14 protein-coding genes are annotated in these 19,670 nt (G+C 55.1%); 6 read left to right on the top strand and 8 right to left on the bottom strand.

Annotated elements, in window-relative coordinates; genetic code table 11:
- Positions 1 to 68: 68 nt before the first annotated feature.
- Both AC3Y2E_RS05270 and AC3Y2E_RS05265 read left to right on the top strand, forming a co-directional pair.
- The gene (locus AC3Y2E_RS05270; protein WP_379207893.1) at positions 69 to 2,378 is read left to right on the top strand and encodes a helix-turn-helix domain-containing protein; all 2,310 of its coding nucleotides are present in this window, start codon (positions 69 to 71) and stop codon (positions 2,376 to 2,378) included.
- Between the two features lie 330 nt (positions 2,379 to 2,708).
- Positions 2,709 to 2,924: a substrate-binding domain-containing protein gene (locus tag AC3Y2E_RS05265; protein ID WP_379208312.1), complete on the top strand. Its 216-nt coding sequence runs from the start codon at positions 2,709 to 2,711 to the stop codon at positions 2,922 to 2,924.
- Positions 2,925 to 3,206: 282 nt separating this feature from the next.
- Here AC3Y2E_RS05265 and AC3Y2E_RS05260 read toward each other — a convergent pair whose 3' ends face one another.
- The 7 genes from AC3Y2E_RS05260 to AC3Y2E_RS05230 all read right to left on the bottom strand — a co-directional run bounded on the left by AC3Y2E_RS05260 (position 3,207) and on the right by AC3Y2E_RS05230 (position 10,708).
- Entirely contained in the window at positions 3,207 to 4,550 is a 1,344-nt protein-coding gene (locus AC3Y2E_RS05260; RefSeq protein WP_379207892.1) for an ABC transporter substrate-binding protein, read from the bottom strand.
- Positions 4,551 to 5,468: 918 nt separating this feature from the next.
- A complete protein-coding gene (locus AC3Y2E_RS05255) occupies positions 5,469 to 6,380 on the bottom strand; it encodes a glycoside hydrolase family 43 protein (RefSeq protein ID WP_379207891.1) in 912 nt (303 codons plus the stop codon).
- Positions 6,381 to 6,795: 415 nt separating this feature from the next.
- A complete protein-coding gene (locus tag AC3Y2E_RS05250; protein ID WP_379207890.1) occupies positions 6,796 to 7,716 on the bottom strand; it encodes an ArsR/SmtB family transcription factor in 921 nt (306 codons plus the stop codon).
- A gap of 219 nt (positions 7,717 to 7,935) precedes the next feature.
- Positions 7,936 to 9,054 carry a YeeE/YedE family protein gene (locus AC3Y2E_RS05245; RefSeq protein ID WP_379207889.1) on the bottom strand — a complete coding sequence of 373 codons (1,119 nt, stop codon included), beginning with the start codon at positions 9,052 to 9,054 and terminating at the stop codon, positions 7,936 to 7,938.
- Positions 9,055 to 9,077: 23 nt separating this feature from the next.
- On the bottom strand, positions 9,078 to 9,338 hold the full coding sequence (locus AC3Y2E_RS05240) for a sulfurtransferase TusA family protein (RefSeq protein WP_332074502.1): 261 nt from the start codon (positions 9,336 to 9,338) through the stop codon (positions 9,078 to 9,080).
- Positions 9,335 to 9,730 (bottom strand): rhodanese-like domain-containing protein, encoded by a 396-nt coding sequence (locus tag AC3Y2E_RS05235; protein WP_379207888.1) that lies wholly within the window; start codon positions 9,728 to 9,730, stop codon positions 9,335 to 9,337. Before AC3Y2E_RS05235 ends, AC3Y2E_RS05240 begins: the two co-directional genes overlap by 4 nt.
- Positions 9,731 to 9,742: 12 nt before the next feature.
- Complete coding sequence (locus AC3Y2E_RS05230) at positions 9,743 to 10,708, bottom strand: sulfurtransferase (protein ID WP_332074504.1); 966 nt, start codon at positions 10,706 to 10,708, stop codon at positions 9,743 to 9,745.
- Between the two features lie 122 nt (positions 10,709 to 10,830).
- On the opposite strand from AC3Y2E_RS05230, the gene AC3Y2E_RS05225 reads away from it, so the two are divergent.
- From AC3Y2E_RS05225 to AC3Y2E_RS05210, 4 genes are all read left to right on the top strand, one after another.
- A complete protein-coding gene (locus AC3Y2E_RS05225) occupies positions 10,831 to 11,907 on the top strand; it encodes a YVTN family beta-propeller repeat protein (RefSeq protein WP_332074505.1) in 1,077 nt (358 codons plus the stop codon).
- 172 nt (positions 11,908 to 12,079) lie between these two features.
- Positions 12,080 to 13,189, top strand: a complete 1,110-nt coding sequence (locus AC3Y2E_RS05220) for a GerAB/ArcD/ProY family transporter (RefSeq protein WP_332074506.1) — start codon at positions 12,080 to 12,082, stop codon at positions 13,187 to 13,189.
- On the top strand, positions 13,170 to 14,657 hold the full coding sequence (locus AC3Y2E_RS05215; RefSeq protein WP_332074507.1) for a spore germination protein: 1,488 nt from the start codon (positions 13,170 to 13,172) through the stop codon (positions 14,655 to 14,657). The genes AC3Y2E_RS05220 and AC3Y2E_RS05215 overlap by 20 nt, the downstream gene beginning before the upstream one ends.
- Positions 14,654 to 15,802, top strand: coding sequence for a Ger(x)C family spore germination protein (locus tag AC3Y2E_RS05210; RefSeq protein WP_332074508.1), 1,149 nt, complete (start codon positions 14,654 to 14,656; stop codon positions 15,800 to 15,802). Before AC3Y2E_RS05215 ends, AC3Y2E_RS05210 begins: the two co-directional genes overlap by 4 nt.
- Before the next feature lie 121 nt (positions 15,803 to 15,923).
- Here the strand turns inward: AC3Y2E_RS05210 and AC3Y2E_RS05205 are convergent, their stop codons facing one another.
- The gene (locus AC3Y2E_RS05205) at positions 15,924 to 19,631 is read right to left on the bottom strand and encodes a heparinase II/III domain-containing protein (protein WP_379207886.1); all 3,708 of its coding nucleotides are present in this window, start codon (positions 19,629 to 19,631) and stop codon (positions 15,924 to 15,926) included.
- Positions 19,632 to 19,670: the final 39 nt, after the last annotated feature.

Here is a 19,670-nt window from a genome sequence, read left to right as displayed (position 1 = left end):
ATTATCGAATCTGACGAAATGTAGATAAGCGGACCGATTGTAGATGGAAGATCGGAGGGGACGATCGAATGAACAAGGTACGGCGGACATTTGCGGAACACCGGAAGTCTTTGTTCGTTCAGCTGCTCGGCGGCTTTCTGCTTGTCATCGTGCTGCTGCTTTCCTTTAACGTGCTGTCGTTCACTTTTTTTCAGACCAATATTCAAAAGCAGATTATCGACCACAATACGCTAAATATGAAAAATACGGTCAACGGATACGAGAAGCAGCTGCAGCTCGTCGAAAGCGCGATGCTCCGCTTTTACTTCAACGACCGGTTCAACTCGAGCCTGAACGGGGGAGATCAGCCGAATTATTACGCCGCCGCGGAAATTAAGACCGAGATGAACGCCCTGCTGGCGAATCCGATGCTGAATCTGGAGAACATGTTCCTGCTGTTTCGCGACCATCCCTTCGTGATCGAGAAGGAAAGCACGACGAACACGGTCAATATGTTCACGAAGTTTTACGTAAGCGAGCCTTACGGTCCGGTGTTCTGGCAGAGACAGTTTTCCGCGGATTATACGTTCCGCGTTTTTCCCGCCGCCGGCTTTCGGGAGTACAAATACAACAAGTCCGAGAGCTTCAAGGGCGAGCTGCTGCCCGTCGTGATGAAAAACAAGTTCAACAGCCAATATCTCGTAGCCGCCCTGCTGGACGCGCGCAGCTTGTTCCGTTCGCTTCACTATAACGGGGAAGATTCGTTTTATATACTCGACAGTGGGTACGGCCTGCTGTTCCGGTCCGCAGCCGAAGGCGCTCCTGAGGCAGGAGGGACGGGGCTAGCCGCTTCGCTGCCGGACGGTCTCGCCTTCCCGGACCCCGAAGGATATATAACCCGGGACGACTACTATTACTTTTACAAAAAAGGGACGGATTCCGGCCTGACCTACGTGAATGTCATCCCGAACGTGCGCATCGCTTCCCAGGTGCAGCGGCTGAATCTGATGCTGCTGGCGATTATGGCGGCCGCCGTCGTGTTCAGCGTGCTCATCTCCATTCTGCTCAGCATGAAGTTCAACAACCCGATTCAAGGAATGATCCGCCTGCTGCAGACGGCCGGTCAGCCGCACAAGCTCACAAGCAGCATACGCGAGTTCGACTGGCTCGGGCGCAGCATCGCGGATATCGTGCATGCGAACGTACGGTTCCGGCAAGATCTCACCAAGAAAAACAAGCTGCTGAAAAGCTACGGGTATATGAGCAAAATTAAAAACATCCGCAGCTGGACCGATCTGCGCGACCTGATCGAAACCGACAAGCCTTATTACTTTCTCGTATTCCAGCTTTCGTTTACGGAGCGGTTCGAACGGCTGTCCGGGGACGATCAGGAGAAGACGGCGTATTGCCTGAAAGAATATGTAAACCTGCAGCTCGGCGAACGGTTTCCGGATTCGGTGACGCTGCAGATGGAAAAGGAGCAGGTCATCTCCCTGCTGTTCGCCCGGGAGGAGCCTCAGGCGGTCATGGATACGCTGCTGCTGCTGAAGCAGGTGCTCGACCGCGACAACGAATATTGCATCGTCACGATCGCGTTCCGGCCGGCCGTATACAGCCCGGAAGAGCTGACCGGCGCGTATGAGGAAGCGCAATCGTTGATCGCCTCCCGGCCGCTGGGCCGCGACACCCGGATCGTAACGGAGGCGGCGCTCGGCGAGCCGGCAAGCCTGCTGACCTTTGCCAAGGAGCAGGAGTACTCCGCACAGCTGCTGGCCGGACGCGAGGACAAACCCGCCGAGCTGCTGCTCGAGGTGTTGGACCAGTTGGATACATCCGGCGCCAGCGCCAGACAGTACGGCGAATTCGGCAAAGAAGCGGTGGCGGCGACCTTCAAGGCGCTGCTGGAGCATCAATACGATATTAGCGGCCTGTTCGGGGGGCAATCGCCTTTTCTCCATCTGAAGTCGTGCTGGAGCCGGGAGGAGTACGAGACGTTCGTGCGGAGATTGACGTCAGAGGCGGCGGCTCTCGTGCAGGAGCGCAAGGCGGAACGCGATCCGATCCGCGACTTCGTGCTGGACTATGTAGCCAGCCATTACGGGGAGGACCTGTCGCTGGAGCTGGTGGCGGATAAGCTGAACTTGTCCCGCGGCTACTTGTCCACCTACTTCCATGAGAAAACGGGCCAGACGTTCAGCGATTATGTAAACGGGCTGCGCATGCAGCGAGCCAAGGAGATGCTGAGCGAAACCGACACGCTCATCCAGGATATCGCCGGCCGGGTCGGCTACCAGAACGTCAACTCGTTCATCCGGATGTTCAAGCGGATATGCGGGCTTACGCCCGGCGAGTTCCGCCGTCTCGCTCTGCAGGAAGGGGGCGGCGGAGGAAGAAGATGAGCGCGCTCCGTGCTGCTGGCCGAGCGGCTGAACGAATTTCCCCTCAAGAAAACGGACCTCAGCCCCCACGTTACCGTGGAGTTTGAGGTCCTTTCACTCGAATATGAGGATGTCCCCTTGTCAGGCGGACCCTTATGGCTCAGCCTTTGATCGTTCGGACATGCAGGGGGTGTCCGTTGTCCGCTTACACCGCTACAATCGCTACGCGATATATTTTACTGAAAGAAAGATTCGTCAAATCGATGTCGAACAGCTGCAGCGACTCCGGATTCGTCACAGTCAGCTCGATCTCCTTGGTCGTCAAAGCGCTTACATTCGTAAACGCATAATCTGGCCGTACCGGAGCAGGTGGAGATTGTCGGGCATGACGACGATGCGGTCTCCGAATTCAGCACTCCGCCGCTGTCCACCGTGCATTTGCCGGTTGAGGAGATGGCCCAGGCCTGCGTGAATCTGATGGTCGACCTAATGTCCCACAAACTGACCGGCCCCGTCACCCAAATGTTCGAGTCGACCTTGATTACGCGCAGATCTTGCGAAGGCTGAGTGAGGAACCTACCTTCCCCTTTTTCAAAGAAGGGGAAGCGGCGGATGCACGATGGCGGGGCAATCACAAAGAGGGACCGGCTCCAAAGTTTATTCGATTTTGCGAGCCAGACTAAGAACCGATTTTCCTTGAAAAAAAGGACCTCAGTCTCCACGTTACAGTGGAATTTGAGGTCCTTACGTTTGGAAATGGCCGGTTTGGATATGGGCAGCTCCATGTCATGCGAGCGCTTGCGGGGCAACCCCTTTCCTGTTATGCAATCGGGTGGAAGTCCGGAACAGCTATTTTTTCATCGCTTTCGCTTCCTCGATCTTTTTGTTCACTTCTTCGTCGGCATCCCGCAGAGCCGTATTGACGTCCTTCTCGCCAACGATTACGGAACGCATCGCATTCGCCGCTGCGGACTGGCCGAAGTTGTTATATTCCCCTACGTATGCCGGTGGAGAGGCAGGCTTCTTCGCTTTGATCGCAGCAATATTTTTTCCTTGCCACTGGGCGACGCTTTTGCCGAAGGCCGCTTTGACCTGATCATTTTTGAGCGGACTGATCTGTGCGAAATCCGACGACAGCTTGGTTTGGACTTCGTCGCTCAACAAATGGGCGATAACATTAAAAGCGTCGTCCCGATTCTCACTCAACGAGGACACGGAAATATAGACGGGATACGGCTGCGAACCGATGCCCGGCGCACCTTTTAATTCCGGCAATGAGACGGCGTCCCAGTTGATCCCTTCATCCGGCTTTGGCGCATCGGAATTGTACATCACGAACATGGCCGACGACTTTTCTTTGAAGAAAGCGTTTTTGATCGCAGTGCCGGTGATCATTTCTTTGGTCACATCATAACCGGCCATTTTATACAGCGGGACCATCGTATCGATATATTGCTTCCATGCATCCGTGTTGAGTGAAGCCTTTTCCCCCTTGGCGTCTACAAATCCGAGCGACAGCTGGTTGCCGATAACGAGATGGGAAGGATCGGTCACAAACCCTCTGTACTGAACGCCGCCTTCGTTTCTGGTCAGCCGGGTCGCTACGCCCACCAAGCTTTCCCACGTCATATTGTCAGTTGGATACGGAACGCCGAACTTATCGAAAATATCTTTGTTGTAATAGAGCAGCAGTCCAAGGTCGTACAAAGGCAAACCGCTCAGCTTGCCGCCGTCCAGATTGCGGATCATTTCCAAGTATGCGGGCTCGATCTTGTTCAGATCGAACTTGTTTTTCTGCACCAGATCGGACATGTCGGCAACCAGCTCAAACGGTTTAAATTGATTCCGATACGTGGCGAAAGACCCGATCATGAGATCGATCTTGCGTTTCTCGGTCACGATAGTTTGAGCGATGTTGCCGGTACTCTCAATGACTTCGAACGAATAGTGCGGATATTTCGCTTGAATCGACTTGCCATACCGATCCATAAACCAATCCATATTCACGCCGCCCGGTATCAGCACCTGCAGTTTCACCGGCTTTGCGCTTTCCGCCGGCGTTGGAGCTGGAGCCGTCGTACCGCCGTTTTCTTCGGCCGCCTTTCCCCCGCAAGCCGCAAGCATCGCCGCCATCATCCCAACTAGCGCTAATGCCGTTCCGGTCTGTTGTGCTTTCCCCCATGTTTGTTTCAAGTGATAGCTCCCCTTTAGCATTCAATTATTATATAAAGCGGATGGAATACGCCTTATATCCTGGTAAATTTCGACAAAAGTAACTAACTCCGTAAAATAGCGCTTTCACCAACGAGTAATTAAAGGATAATGGAGAAATGAAATATTGTCAACAATATTATAATGTTACAATAATTTTGTCTTATCATCTCACAGTAGCCGATTATTCCTAAAATGGGAACGCCATTCGAACGGGCGCAATCACAAAATAAAAGTCTTTGGCGAGACTGTCGATTCATTGTATAGAAGTGTTAGCAGGCCGTTCCAAGTGAAAAGTTACCTTCTTCTGCTCAAACAGGTTGTCCGGAATCCCTTGATTGAATAAGGATTGTAAGGTAGGGGATTCCAGACAAAACTCGCCAGAAGGTAATCTTTTCCCTTTCCACTTGGTTGTCCACATTGAATCGACAGCCTCACAAACCACTCCTATTGCCTATCGTGCCCACTAACCCATAAGCGGGCGGAGCACACGGCCCCTGTTGCTGCTCTCAACCGGTTTTGTTTTCTTCCCCAATCCTCCACTCCGCTTCTACTCCATTCCATTCCGGACCGAGCGCGGCCGCGGCCGGCAAAGTGACGTTGTGGCCGTCGAATTATCCCCAGTTGCATGGGGTTCATTAGGTTATGCAGCGCAATCCTGGCACAACCTGCTGACCGGCTCGCACATCCACGGCAGCTGTGTCATGGGGCTCCAGCCTTAGAATCGCTCCACCGTTGCCCGTTTGCAACGAGCTACTCCGCTCTTGCCTCGGCCGGACTCGCACCGGCTGGTAGCGGCTGACTTGGCCGGGCCTGCAACGAACAACAACAAAAAAGCCGGTACGCCGCAGCGTCCGACTGTTCCTATCCTCGACTCTCCAGCTGATGCCTGCCAGGCGCTCAACCGACGATCGTCAGCTTCCCTCCCGTCTCCTTAACAGGGACGAAGGCCGGACGTTCGTCCGGGTGTTTGTTCGGAGCGTGGATCGACAGCAGCAACTGCCCCCCGAACGTGCGAAACAACATGCCATGTCCACCCTCCGCCGGTATCCCCGAACGAGGCGATCCGTCCTCCCCCGCCGGCCCGAACATGGGGTTCGGCTCATGCACCCAAGGGCCGGCCAACCGCCCGGTCACGGAGCGGGCCTCCCCTACATTGTAGCCCCGCATATCGAAACTGGACCAGATCATCCGCAGCTCGCCAGCTTCGTTTCGAAACAGAAACGGCCCGTCCGTCACCCGATTGCCCGCCTTGCCGCTCACGCTCCAGCCGGACTCCGATGCGCGGAACATCAGCTGCGGCTCCCCGATGCTGGCATCGAGCCGGTGTGTCAGCCGTTGGCAGCAAATCTCCCCATCGACAACCTGAAGCCATTCGTGGCAAAATACGATCCACGGGTCGCCCGCTTCGTCCACATGAAGCGTCCCGTCCAGACACTCCCAATCGGGCGGCGTTACCGGCTCCGGGCTGTGGACGACGAACGGTCCCGCCGGCTGATCGGCAACGAGAATTTGCGTGCCTCTGCATCTCCCCTCCGCCTTAAAGCTGGCGAACATGTAATACCGGCCGTCCCACTCGTGTACCTCTGGCGCCCAATAATCCCGGTCCGACCAAAAACCGGCAGCCGGGCGGAAAGCCGGAGCGGGTCCTTCCCAATAAACGAGGTCTTCGCTCCGGTACACGTCGAAACCTTCGGGCTTCCCTTTCCAGGCCGTCTTCCCCGTTGTTCCGTACATGTAATAACTCCGCGACCGTTCATCCGCCAGAACAAACGGGTCCCGCAAATGAATGTCCTTCAATTCGAGCTTCATCGTCCGTATCCTCTCCCCATCCGTCATTCCTGTCCGATTCCAAACTGATTGAGGCTTCCGATGAAGTAGACCCGTGGTGTGCCGCCGCTTGCTTTACGATCGGAATGCCCTTCATTCATTACATATATATTGTAATAAAATAAAAATAGCATCATAAACGCAATCAATCAAGTACTTTATTTCATCAAACATGTATCAAAACATCATCTCCGACAATCAAACATTACAATTACTTCATCCGCACCACCTCTTTCCGCCCCACTCCTTCCCAGCAACAGCCCCCCCTAAGACCAGCCAACTCCTTAAACTCCATATGCACCAAAAAGACGCCTCCGAACGAATCCCGTCCGATTGGCGCCTCCGTACCTGTCTCCTGTCCTTCTACCCATCCGTTTCCCAGCTTCCCGCCAACGCGCTACTCGTACATTACACGCATGATAATATCCTGCTCGAAATCCCCGAACCGTCTGCCGAACAAGTTGATGCCCCCGATGTTGACGGCATCCGGCTTAATGCCGATCCGCAGCTTGACCGGCGACCGCGCCTCTATGTTCAATTCCTGCAAAGACACACCGGACAGCAGCACATCGTCCAAATAAGTTCCATTGCCCGTGACCTTCCATGTTTTCAGCAGCCCGTACTGCGTCACCGCATCGGTCACCCAATCCGGGTTCAGCTTCCCTCTGCGGTCTCCGAAATCGCCGGGGCATGTCCAGGTGCCGATCTCGGTATCGTTGATCCAGAGCGTAATGTCCGAAGGCCAGTCATGGTCGTAGGTCGGCGCTTCCGAGCATAGCTCCATCGCAAACTGAATGGATTGAATCGACGCTTGGCGCGGAAACGCCGCAGGAAATTTGTATTCCACATAGCCTTGCCGAAACCAGATCAGCTGCGCGGCTACCCGGTCGGGCATATAAAAGACGGACGGATCTTCCTTCGGCTCCACGATTCCCGACTCGAGCGCCATCCCGCAGGTGGAGGCGACCTCACAATCCGAATAATGACCGATCGGTATTTCGACGGTGTAGCAGTTTTTGGGATTATGATTGCCAAGCGTCGTGTGCAGCTTCATCCGGACCAAATCGAAATTGCGGGAGCACACTTTCATCGTTCCCCGTCTGGCCGGCAGCGTCTCTGTCACGATCAGCCCGGTTTTCTCCAGCACTTTCACGTTAAGAGCGACGGTGGATACCGGCAAGCTTAGCTGCTCAGCTATATCGATAATGTTCATTTTACGATCATTCAGCAGCTTGATGATCTCGAGACGCACGTCGGAAGCCAGCGCATGGGCGACCTGCTTCAACAATTCCGGCTCGTCGAGCGACAAATCCAACATAGGAATTCCCTCCGCCAGTATAGGGCTTGTTAGCTTCCTGAACAGTTCCAGACTTCCGACAGCAAGTCCGCAGTTCTTCCCTCCATTATAGCTTCCGAGCCGCCGCCGTTAAAGCGGGGATTCGCAGACGCCGAACGAGCTGCGCCGCACAAAAAAAAAGGACAACGCCCAGGCGAAGCCTGCGTTGTCCTCCCGCTTCTATTCTTATCCTAACTTCGCTCAAGCTCCGAACGAATCGTCCCGCTTGAACAGCATCAGTGGCATTTTGAACACATAAGCGACGACGATGAAAATGCCGATAATCATGCCGACCAGTACGAGCACGCTGCTGATCGACAGCCCACCGACACCGGTGATGACGTTGGCGATGTTGCAGCCCGGCGCGATCCGCGACGAGATCCCCATCAGCAAACCGCCGAAGATGGCGGCCGGCAGACGCGATCTGCGCGGGAAGCGGAGCTTGAAGCTACCGCTCAGCAAGGCGGCGGAAAGCGATCCGATGACGAGGAAGATCACTAGCGTCTCCTCTGGTCCGAGCCCTACTTTCGGAAAGTCGGCGAACAGCGCGTTCAGATACGTGTTGTTAAACACGAAATCGTCCCCGAAGATCTGAGCGACGGCCACCGCGCCGATCCGCGTCTCCGGACCGGTGATGCCGACGTTTGACATCAGCGCGAATTGAACCGTAGCGACGACCCCGATCAGAAACGCCACGAGACGAATGTCCCAGTGCGACTGCTTGAATGGATTGCCCTCCCAGTCGGTCAAGGCACTTTTGAACCCTTGCACAAAACCTTTCACACCGAACCGGGCGACTGCGATCGCCACCATAATGACTACGATAGCAACCGGTATCACATACACGGGTAGCGGCAAATGATACAGCGTATACCCCGACTCGACGACCGTCAGCGGTTCGATCGCATCGCGCGCCCACGGATCGTAGATCAGAGCGAACAGCAGGTTGCCCGCGATGGCAAACAGAAGCACGATCCAGAACTGCACATACCCCATGCCGCACCGGTACAACTTGCCCGAGCCGCAACCTCCAGCGATCGTCATGCCGATCCCGAACAGCAGTCCGCCCAGCAGGTTCGCTCCGCCGATCGGCACGGTCCACAAGTCGGCGATCCCCTTGGCGCCGGTCGTCAGTACGAGCGCCCAGCCCAGCAAGGCGGTAGCCATCAGCACGAGCACGCCGTTCAAGATGCGCGTATCGCGCACGCTGATCCAGTCGCGAATCGAAGCGACGAAGCAAAAGTCCGCTTTTTGCAGCAAAAATCCGTAGCTGAATCCGAAAAATGCGGCCAGCAGAAAAACATCCCAAGTGTAAGCCATCGGAGCCAACCTTCCTTAGTTCATTACGACTTTTTCACGAAAATATGGTATTGTCCGCCTTTTTTGGCGACACCCAAAAACTCCCCAATTTTGTTCATCTTAACGGCAGCCGGAATCGTCTTCGTAGCGATGCTGTGATCGGTAATCTCGACGACGATTTCTCCGGATTTTGCCTTGCGAAGTCCGTCCAAAGCGAGATTCAGTGTATGCGGGCACACTTCCCCTACTGCGTCTACGATATGGTCGGGCTTAATTTCCAGCAATTGTTGTTCGGTTAGGCTCATTGTCCGTTAACCCCTTTCGATTTGTCGAGTCCGTATGTTTCGATCGGCTCCGCGGCACCGGTTTCAATGCCGTTGCCTTCGTTCGCCCAGCTCAACATGCCGCCGGCAAAGTTATGAACGTTGGAAAAGCCGTTATTTTGAAAATATTTGGCGACCTCAAAGCTTCTTCGTCCGCTTCTGCAGACGAACACGTATTCCTGCTCCGGATCCAGCTTCTCGGTCCAGTCGATAATATCGCCCATCGGGATGAGAGGAAGTCCGGCAATATGGGCCGCCTCGTACTCCTCGGGTTCACGGACGTCAATTACGACGGCGGAACGGTTCGGATTCTCGATTATTTCTTTTAGCTCCTGCCAATCCAGGTGGGAGATTTCTTCGATCTTGTGCGGCACGTCGTTTCCTCCTTATTTCACCAGCGTCGTATCGTCGGCGTTGGCCCATTCGGCCATCGAGCCTTCGTAAGGACGAATATCCTGGAACCCGAGCAGACGCAGCGTGAAGTAGGAATGCGCTCCGCGAATGTTCGTCTGGCAGTACGGAATGATCGTTTTTTCCTTATCCGTCACTCCGGCTTTCGTGTAAATATCGTTCAGGTCTTTGTAGCTTTTGAACTTCGGCACCCCGTCCGCCGGAGTCTGGTCGATCGCCTCGCTCCACTCGGTGTTGACCGCGCCCTTGACGTGTCCGCCGTTTTTGTTGCCGCGCAGATCTTCGCCGGAGTATTCCTTCGCCGAGCGGGTGTCGAGCACTGTGCACTGGGCGAGATCGGCGCTCAGTAGCTGCGCTTTCGTAGTGATCAGCTTGTCGTTAGGCTGTGGAGCGAAATTACCCTTGACAACAGCCGGAGTTTCCGTAGACACTTCCTTGCCGGCGGCCGTCCATGCGGCATATCCGCCGTTAAGCACTTTTACTTTATCTTTCAGACCGTAATATTCGAGTGCGTAAAAAACGCGGGTTGCGCCGTTGCCCGAAGCTTCGTCATACACGACGATCGTCGAGTCGCTGTTGATCCCGGCCTTTTGGACCAGCTCGGTGAACGCTTCTTTCGAAATAATGGAGTTGTTTTTCGAATCTTTCAGCAGACCGGAATTGATCGAGATCGCCCCCGGAATATGACCCTGCTCGTATCCTTTGGAACGGGCGTCGATAATTTTGACCTTTGCGTCCTTCGCATTCGACTCTACCCATTTCACATCGGCGATCAGCTGTGCATTCGGATACGGGTCCGTCGCTTTGACTTCCTGAACCGCCTTGTTGCCTGTATTCGAGCCCCCCGCCGCATTCGTTGCGCTGCCGTCCGGCTTGCTGCTGCAGGCTCCGACAATCCCCGCAAGTACTACCAATGAAAGAAGTGCCATTTTCTTTTTCATCGAATCTTTCTCTCCTTCCGGACCTTCTGCATCTTGCGCCCTAGATCGTTTCCCTAGTATAATACACCTATCCCGAGTGTGTTACAAGGATTAATTTCAGCAAATCGACTAGGAGAATTGCAATGAGACAAAGGAAGCGGGTTATCGCAATTGGAGTAGCGCTCGTCTTGATTCTGAGCGGATGTGCGATGGAGACGAAAGAACAGGCGCGCCAGCGTCTGTCGGCAGGCGGAAGCCCCCAGACGGGGGAAGCGGGCGCCGCGGCGCCGCAAGGAGAAGCCGGGAAGCTGACGGCCGTCCAGTTTTATGTGCCGAGCGAGAAAGAGAACAAGCTGTCGGTCATCGACGTACCGACCGGCAAAGTCGTAGGCTCCGTCCAGCTGTCGGAAGCACCGGCGACGGTCGTCTTCTCGAGTACGATGCGGGAAGCGTATGCGGCCAATATGAACAGCAGCACAATCTCCTTCATCAATACGCAGACATTAAAGGTGGAGAAGGAAGTCCCGGTCGGCCCGATGCCTCACGGGCTCGTGCTGTCGCCGGACAACAAGACGCTGTATGTCGCGGCGGTGGCGGACCAGTTCGTCTACCTCGTCGATACGAAGGTGGGCAAGGAAGCCGGAACAATCGATCTGGGAGCCGGGGCGAAGACCAACTACATGGCTTTGTTCGGCGACAAGCTCTATATTAGCGATCATGAGAATCATAAGGTGTACGTCGTTAATGTGAAAACGAAAGAAAAAGTGCTTACGATCGAAACCGGCAAAACGCCGCGAGCCGTCAAAGTAAGCGACGACGGCAAAAAGCTGTTCGTTCCGACCGCCGGGGACGGCAACCTGGAAACGTACAATACCGAGGACGGCAAGCTGCTCTCCAAAATTCCGGTCGGAGCCGGCGCCACCGATGTCGTCATCGCGGAAGACGGACAAAGCGGCATCGTCACGTCCATGGAAGGCAATTCGGTCACGTTTGTCGACCTCGCAGGCGGCAAACCGGTCCAGACGATTCAGGATTTGCCGGGCGCCCGCCATATCGCCTACAACCGGCTGCAGTCCAAAGCGTACGTCACGCTCGCGGGCTCGGACGAAGTCGCCGTCATCGATACGCAGACGCGTCAGATCGGCGAGCGAATTAAAGTAGGAACGATGCCGCACGGCATTCAGCTCAAAGCATTACCCGGCATCGGCGGCAGCTGCTGATCCGCCCAATCCGAACAAACAGCCTCCTTTCACGGTAGTGAAAGGAGGCTGTTTGTTATTGTCCGCTCCCGGCCCCGCCATGCCGGAGAACTTCCGCAGCGGTGCATGTTTCGGGCAGAAATGGGAAAGCGTACTAAGTGATCGATCATTACGGATAGAAAGTGCGATGCCCATGAGCAGGTCCAATAGCAAAATCAACTTTTTGCAATTATGCATGATTCTGATGCTGATGAACGGCTTGACCGATCACGTCATCGTAAATCCGCTGTTGCTGGACGCATCCGGGCGCGATGCATGGATTGCAGTCATCTGCACCGCATTCTGGTTCCTCCCTTGGTGCGCGCTGATCGTTTACATTATGCGCTCTGCCAATGGAGAAAGAATTCAGCCTTGGTTAGCCAAACAGACTTCTCCGGTCATCTCCTGGTTGCTGCTAGCCCCTATCATCTTGCAGTTGTACTTGATCGGGGGAATGACTGTTGAACAGACGGTCACCTGGACGGCCACGAACTATTTGCCTGCCACCCCGACATCGGTACTAACGATCGTCTTGGTGCTGGTATGCCTGTATGCGGCCAATTACGGACTTAAGGCCATTGCGATCAGCTCGGGCATTTTGCTTCCGACCGTCATCGGACTCGGCTTTTTCGTTGCGATTGCGAATATGCCGGAGAAAGACTATGGAATGTTGAAGCCTTTCCTCGAGAACGGCTGGGAGCCTGTTTACCACGGTATGGTATTCGCCGGAGGCAGCTTCTCGGAGCTGTTTTTAATTATCCTTTTGCAACATCGGATGAAGTCGGGAATTAAGTCATGGAAACTGATGCTTCTGGCGCTAATTCTCATCTTTATTACGTTAGGGCCGATCGTAGGGGCCATTACGGAGTTCGGTCCCCAAGAAGCGGCGAAGCAGATGGTATCTCCTTATGAGCAGTGGCGTCTGGTCCGATTGGGCGATTATATCGAACATGTCGACTTTTTATCCGTCTACCAATGGCTGGCCGGAGCAACCGTACGGATCAGTGTGGCCATGTTTTTGCTGGCCGACCTGCTGCCCATTCACAGCCCGAAAGTCCGTCAGCTGTTTTTGTGGGGGCTTACGTTAAGCTATGTTGGCTGTATATTGTTTACGAATTCTCAAAATGCGCTCTATTTGCGCATTTACCAATCCTATTTTCCCATAACGCTTGTAGTCACACTGCTGCTTAGCGTTGTAACTACCAGCATAGCGTTCTGGTCAAGGAAAAAGGGGGAGATCCGGCATGAACGATCCGAATCCTAACGAGTCGACCGTATGGACGGAGCAGAAGCTGAGAAATATATTCGCTTTATCTTCCGACGTCAAGGTTCATTCGTACCGTTTCGGCCCGCACAACGAACCGTCGGACGTCGTTCTGGTCTATACAGAGGGATTATGCAACAACGAAGCGATCGGCAGAACGATCCTCCCTTCTCTGCATCAGGCTTACCAGCAGACGAAATTTGCCGATATCGGCTCGAACCGGCTGTTCGGGCTTTTGCCCCTGATCCCTTTTGAAGGCCGGACCGAAATCGATCAGATTTCCGCTTCCGTCTTCCAGGGCAATCTGGTTCTCCTCTTCCCCGGTCAGGGCGAGATGTTCCGGATCGATATCGGCAGCCGCCCCGAGCGGAGTCCGGAGGAATCCAACACGGAAATATCGATCAAAGGTCCGAAGGACGGCTTTATCGAAGACGTCTCGGTTAACGTGGCGCTGATCCGCAAACGTCTACGCACCGATACGTTATGTTATGAAACGACGCTATTGGGGCGGAGAACCCAAACGAAAATAGGCTTGTTGTACATTCGGGACATCATCTCGCCGAAAATCTTAAACGAAGTCCGTTCCCGGCTGAGCAAGATCGACGTGGACGGCATATACAGCGTCAGCCAGCTCGAAGAGGCGCTGGCGGATGCGAAGTATTCCCTCTTCCCGTCGTTCGACAACTCCGGGCGGCCGGATTATGCGGTATCCAGTCTGCTGGCGGGCCGGTTTGTCATTATTGTCGACGGCATTCCGATCGTTTTGATCGGGCCCAGCAACTTTTCCCTGCTTCTGAAATCGCCGGAAGATATTCATTTTACGTTCCAGTATACGACGTTTTCGCGGCTCATTCGTCTGATCAGCTTCCTGATTGCCGTCTACTTGCCGGGCTTTTGGGTAGCGTTGTCGGCTTTCCATCAGGATCAGATTCCGTTCCGGCTTATGGCAACCATTGCGGTAGCCCGGCTCGGGCTGCCGATCTCCGCCCAGATGGAGATGTTTCTGCTGCTGATCATACTTGAGATTTTCCGGGAAGCGGGAGTACGCCTGCCGAGCACGATCGGACAAACGCTTACCGTCGTCGGCGGCTTGATCATCGGGGACGCCGCGATCCGGGTAGGTCTCGTCTCTCCGTCAGTCGTCGTCGTCGGGGCAATGACGGCGGTGGCGGGCGCGACGCTGGTTAATCAGACGTTAAGCACGGTCGTCAGCGTCATCCGTCTGATTATCTTTTTGCTTTGCTCGATGATCGGCATGTACGGGCTCATCCTTTCGATGATCCTGCTTACGTTTTACATGTCCAGACTGCATTCGTTCGGCGTTCCATTCCTCGCTCCGCTCTCTCCGCCGATCTTCAAGGATATGTTGTCGTCCTTCTTGAGAATGCCGTGGAGCAAGCGGCGTACAAGACCGGAAACGTTGCATACGATCGATTCGGACCATTACGCTAAGGAGGAGGAGCCTTGAAATCGATCGGGTCTATGCTTGCGGCGGTGATGCTCGCCCTGCTGGTCAGCGGATGCTGGAACTCCAAAGACGTCCAGAAGATGGCTTACGTTACCGCGCTCGGCTTCGATTATGCGGACGGCAAAATTGTTAGCTATGTGCAGGTTCTCAACTTCTCCAACGTCGCCAAGGGGGAAACATCGCAGGTCGGCAAATCGGTGCCGGTATGGGTGGGCAAGGGAGAGGGGATTACCGTTACCGAATCGCTCACGGACATCTACTCCACGTCCCAGATCCGGATATTTTGGGGGCATATCAAAGCGATTGTCTGTACCGAAAGTTTTATGCAGAACGGTCAACGCATCAAAGAAGCCTACGATATGGTGAACCGGTATCGCGAAATTCGCTATAACGTGCTGCTGTACGGAACGAAGGATAACTTGCGGGATATTTTCATTCAAAAATCGCTGCTTAACTTCTCGCCGATCGATACGGTGATGAGCACGCCCTCGCAAATATATACGCAGCGATCTTTTATCCTGCCGGTGTACGGGTTTAAGCTGATCGCCCAGTTCAACGAGGCGGGATCACCGATCATGCTGCCTTCCATCACGGTGGCCAAGGGGGACTGGACGGAAGATCAGAAAAAAAAGTCGATGCTGCGAATTAACGGCGCCTATTTTTTTCGAAAGCTGGATATGATCGGCTGGCTGCCCGAGAACGACCTGGCAGGATACCGCTGGTTGCAGCAAAAACTGGAACGCTCGCCCATCAACGTACCGAACGATTCCAACCCTGCCGTGGCACTCGTCCTGACCAAGCCCAAGTTTAAAGTGACTGCCGTTATCGACGGCGACGTCAAATATAAGATTCACGTCAAACTGCATGCCTACTTGGACGAAATGATCCGCGATATTACGGAAAAGGAAATCGAAGACCAGGCGGCGCAAGTGATCAAGGAAGAAATTATGGCCACCTATAAGAAAGGGCTGCGGATTAAAGCCGACATCTTCAAGCTTGACGAGGTGTTGTACCGGAACCATCCGAAATTGTGGCGGGAGCGGCACGCGAGGGGCGACTTCCTGCTGACGCCGGATTCGATCAGCGAGATCGAAGTGAAGATCAGCCTGCTGCATACCGGCAAATACAAGGGGCGTGTCAATTAATATTGCCGGAAGCAACGATCCGATCCGCACTTTACGACTGCACCGCTTAAGACCCCCTAAATACACAGAAACGCGCAGAAGCGCCCCCGGATTCATTCAAACGTCCGGAGGCGCTTTGCTGTTAACGGACCGACACGTTGCCGATGCGGAACGTATGCATGCCCTGCCATTCGAGGAACGGATGCGAGGTCATTCTCGAGCTGCCGTCGGGCCTGTAATCCCAGCCCGAATCCGTATGATCCAGCACGATCCACGTCTTCCCGTTTTCGCGGCGGATTTCCTTCACTTTGTAGCCGTGAGTTTTGCCGTCGGGATGAGTGACGACAAGCGTACTGCCCGTATACGATGCGGGCACGGCCGTTTCGGTAACGATCGCATCGGCCGGATCGCCGTTAACGATTCGCATTACGTCCGTCACCGTCCCGGTCGCCGGCCCCGGACCGGTTAGCGTTTCACCGCCTTTGCGCAGCAGCGTTCCTTCCGAGAGCACCATCTTCGTCACCGTACCGTTTTCGGTTCGGATAAAGCCGTATTTGCCGTTCAGCTCCATGTCCCCTACCTTCAGCGTCGCACCGGACTCCGACGAGCTCAGCACCGTATCGGTTATCGCCCCGTAACGGATTTGCAGCGCAACCCCGCCTTCATGGGGCAGGTCGGGTACCAATTTCTCAACTGATTCGATTTTCGGACCCGCTCCCTTGTACGGCTCGATGATATGGACGAAGGTACTCGACAGATTGGTGCCGCTCCTTCTTACGACCAGCTTCGGCATCCAATACTTGACCGCTTCGGTATTGATATCTTTGGATGTGCCGGATAGACGGGTCGCCCGAAGCGAGGGCGAGCGGCCGATAAACAGTTCGTTCTCCCCGCTTGCGTCCGTAAAACCGGTAATCGCAAGCTTCCCTTGATCCGTACCGTTGTCGCTCGTCTCGAGCGTAACCTGATAGCGGCCGTCCGGAATTTCCGCGCGCTGTACGTCCTGCACGTAAATATAACCGTAATAGTTCCCCTGCGCGGAACCGGTGTCGTTCTCGGATTCGGGCATCGTCACCTGCGTCCCTTCCGGGAGCAAATAGGGGCCGTAAGGCTCTATAGCCGCGTCGGTTGTAAATACGCCGTCGCGGTTCGCATCGCCTCCGAGGGTATATTCGTGGCGGCTGCCGCCCGCTATGCGGAACAGATCCACCACATAGCCGTCCTCCGCCGACTCGCCGTCTCCGAACGGAATGACCCAGGGCTCCCTGCTGTATTCGTCCGTTACCGGGTAGGCATCCGGCTGGCTGGCCCGGACGATCTGTACGCCGCTGTCTCCCGTTACCAGCGACTCGATCCGCCCGCCATGCAGCCCTTGTCCGCTCAGCTTCATATCCTCCCCGTCGACGACGACCGTGTTATGCGCAAGCGTCGAAGACGTCCATCTCCGGTAAAACGTATGCGTATACCCGATATCCGGGAGCAGCTCCTGTCCTTGCGCGAACAGGGTTAAGTTTAGCGGATCGTAGTGGTTGTGGCCGTATTTCGGCGTGATTTGCAAATAAGTTTGCAACTGCCGGCCGCCCGTTCCTAGCGCAAGACGGGATATGCCCGAGCCAGGCAGCAGATAGGAGCCGAGATCGGTGCGAGGCAACGCGGTTTTCTCGTTCGCCCACGTATCCTGAATGGGTACATAACTGCCGTTCGGATAAGCTACTACGTTTTTCATGTTAAGCGCATTACCGAGCGCGGGATACGTCCCCGTCATATCGACGTTGTCCAGGCGCTGGCCGTCCCTGGGAGACAAATAGCCGGCGGGGTCGCTCCACCCTTTCGCCTCCTCCATGCTATGCACCAGACCGTTAATCGACTGATTGTGATAAGAGAGTGTCACCTCTTTCCAGAACCCGTCGGACAGGAAGTTGTTCGCAGCGAAGTCCTGAATGAGATCCACCGCTTCGTGCATGTACGCAGGCTGTCCCGAGCCTTTGGCCATCCGGACCAGACCGAGCCAGGTCGTATACTCCATATTGTGATTCAGCACCGGGAACGACCGGACGAAGTCGAACGACGGCTCAAACACCGTCTCCACAAGCTTCTTCTCGACATCGAAGCCAAGCTCCGCGCTTAATAACGCAAAGGCGTTCGTCTTGCGCACATCGCGGTATGCGTTGATCAGATAGCTCATATTCGTCATCTCTCCGGTATACCACCTGTACCAGACCCCGCCCCAATAATGGTAAGGAGGCCCGCTGACGACCGGGTAGTTGGTCCAGTAATAGTCGTTGGTCGGCAAATATCCGGCGTAAACGTCGGCCCACCGGTTCAACAGACGGGCCGCTCCCAGCGGATCCGTCGCCGCGATTTTGGCTGTCTCGCGCAGCGTATAGTCTTTCTGGAAGTACCATAGATGGGCGGTCAGAAAATATTTGCGGCCTTCGCCGTCTTCGTAATACGGGTATTCGACCGTTTCGCCTTTTCGGTTTGTTACGGTCAGCTTATGCGTCTCCGGGTATGTGCTGTTCGGATAGACGGTCCCGGTCGTCTTCGAGACGATCTGATTCGGGTTCTGCACGTTCCAGCTGTACAGCTGATACGGGGAAAGCGTCGGATTTTCCGGAAGTCCGGTAAAGATAAAGCCGGTCTTCTCCGGAATCAGCCGCATCACCGTTTCGACATGACTGGAAGCCGGCGCATTCAACACTTCCCGGATCGGCCCCGCAGGGAAAACGATCCCCGAAGCTTGCTTATCCCCGGCTTCGATCAGCGCGTTCCGGTCGAACGACAGCTCGAAGTAATGGTAGATGCCGTTTCCTTGCCGGAAACCGGCCTGCAAGCGGTATTGTCCCGCTGCCAGCGGTTTCGGATGATTAAACGTAAGAAAGGTTTGCCCGCCCCGTTTCTCCACGGCAGGCGGCTCCAGGCGGGTCGTTACGCCATCCGGCGATATCCACGCCAGGCGCACTTCTGTCCCGTTATGAATCGCATTGCCGTTCACGGCGAATTGTTTAGTCGTGTAGTTCACATAGGTGAGCTTTCCGTTCGGGGGCTGCCACCGCTCGGTACGGCTGCCCGGCGCGTCATGTAAGGGAGGCGTGCTCACAAAGTATAACGGCGCCATGCGGGACTCGTTCAGCACATGAGAGACAAGGCTGATCGAGCTGCCTCCCTGATCCACGATGTAGGAGCTGCGGATCGGCGCCCAGGAGCTGAACGGCTCCGAGTTGATTCCAAAATAACGCATCACGTTAAATGACCACATCTCTCCCTCGGCCGGCTCCGTCTTCCCGAGCGATTGGAAAGGCACTCTCACTTCCGCCGTCCAGGAACCGGCCCCCCGGCCGATCTGAACCGCCGCTCCCTGCAGTTCCTTTACCGCCGTCCCCCAATTGCTGCGGATCGGACTATCCCCGCTCGCGATCGGGATTATCAGCCGGTATACGTCGGCACGGGCCGTTCCCGGGGCCAGCAATACCTCCACTATTTCCGTGTCCGGGGCTGTCCCCGGCTGTTCATAAAGTCCCTCCAGACCTAAATATAGATTGGCATCATCGTACAGTAGATACAGCTTGGTGCCGGACCCGGCCGGGTGGTTGTCGAACATGGTGACGAAGCCGTCCGCCTGAAATGCCGACTGCCATAAAGGCTCCATTGTTCCGTCTACGGCCGGAACGTGTCCGGTCTGCGGTACGACAGCTATGCGGTTGGTGAAGCTTAACACCTCGCTGTCCATCGATTGCCCTCCTCCTCCGCTTGCAGGCGCATCCGGTTCCGCCCAGGCGAGCTGAACAACCAGAAGCGACCATACGCACAGACAGATACTCCATACCTTGACGGATCGTCTCCTTGACATCTTTTCCCACCTCCAGCTTTTGGATCGCAGGGGACGAGA

This window comes from Paenibacillus sp. MAH-35, assembly GCF_058135425.1.
The sequence above is the reverse complement of the archived record's forward strand: the minus strand, read 5'-3'. Positions and strand labels throughout refer to the sequence as shown.

Excerpts from the sequence above, each read along its gene's own strand:
- AC3Y2E_RS05270 (WP_379207893.1), top strand. The coding sequence starts at position 69 with ATGAACAAGGTACGGCGGACATTTGCGGAACACCGGAAGTCTTTGTTC.
- AC3Y2E_RS05255 (WP_379207891.1), bottom strand. The coding sequence starts at position 6,380 with ATGAAGCTCGAATTGAAGGACATTCATTTGCGGGACCCGTTTGTTCTG.
- AC3Y2E_RS05250 (WP_379207890.1), bottom strand. The coding sequence starts at position 7,716 with ATGTTGGATTTGTCGCTCGACGAGCCGGAATTGTTGAAGCAGGTCGCC.
- AC3Y2E_RS05245 (WP_379207889.1), bottom strand. The coding sequence starts at position 9,054 with ATGGCTTACACTTGGGATGTTTTTCTGCTGGCCGCATTTTTCGGATTC.
- AC3Y2E_RS05240 (WP_332074502.1), bottom strand. The coding sequence starts at position 9,338 with ATGAGCCTAACCGAACAACAATTGCTGGAAATTAAGCCCGACCATATC.
- AC3Y2E_RS05230 (WP_332074504.1), bottom strand. The coding sequence starts at position 10,708 with ATGAAAAAGAAAATGGCACTTCTTTCATTGGTAGTACTTGCGGGGATT.
- AC3Y2E_RS05225 (WP_332074505.1), top strand. The coding sequence starts at position 10,831 with ATGAGACAAAGGAAGCGGGTTATCGCAATTGGAGTAGCGCTCGTCTTG.
- AC3Y2E_RS05220 (WP_332074506.1), top strand. The coding sequence starts at position 12,080 with ATGAGCAGGTCCAATAGCAAAATCAACTTTTTGCAATTATGCATGATT.
- AC3Y2E_RS05215 (WP_332074507.1), top strand. The coding sequence starts at position 13,170 with ATGAACGATCCGAATCCTAACGAGTCGACCGTATGGACGGAGCAGAAG.
- AC3Y2E_RS05205 (WP_379207886.1), bottom strand. The coding sequence starts at position 19,631 with ATGTCAAGGAGACGATCCGTCAAGGTATGGAGTATCTGTCTGTGCGTA.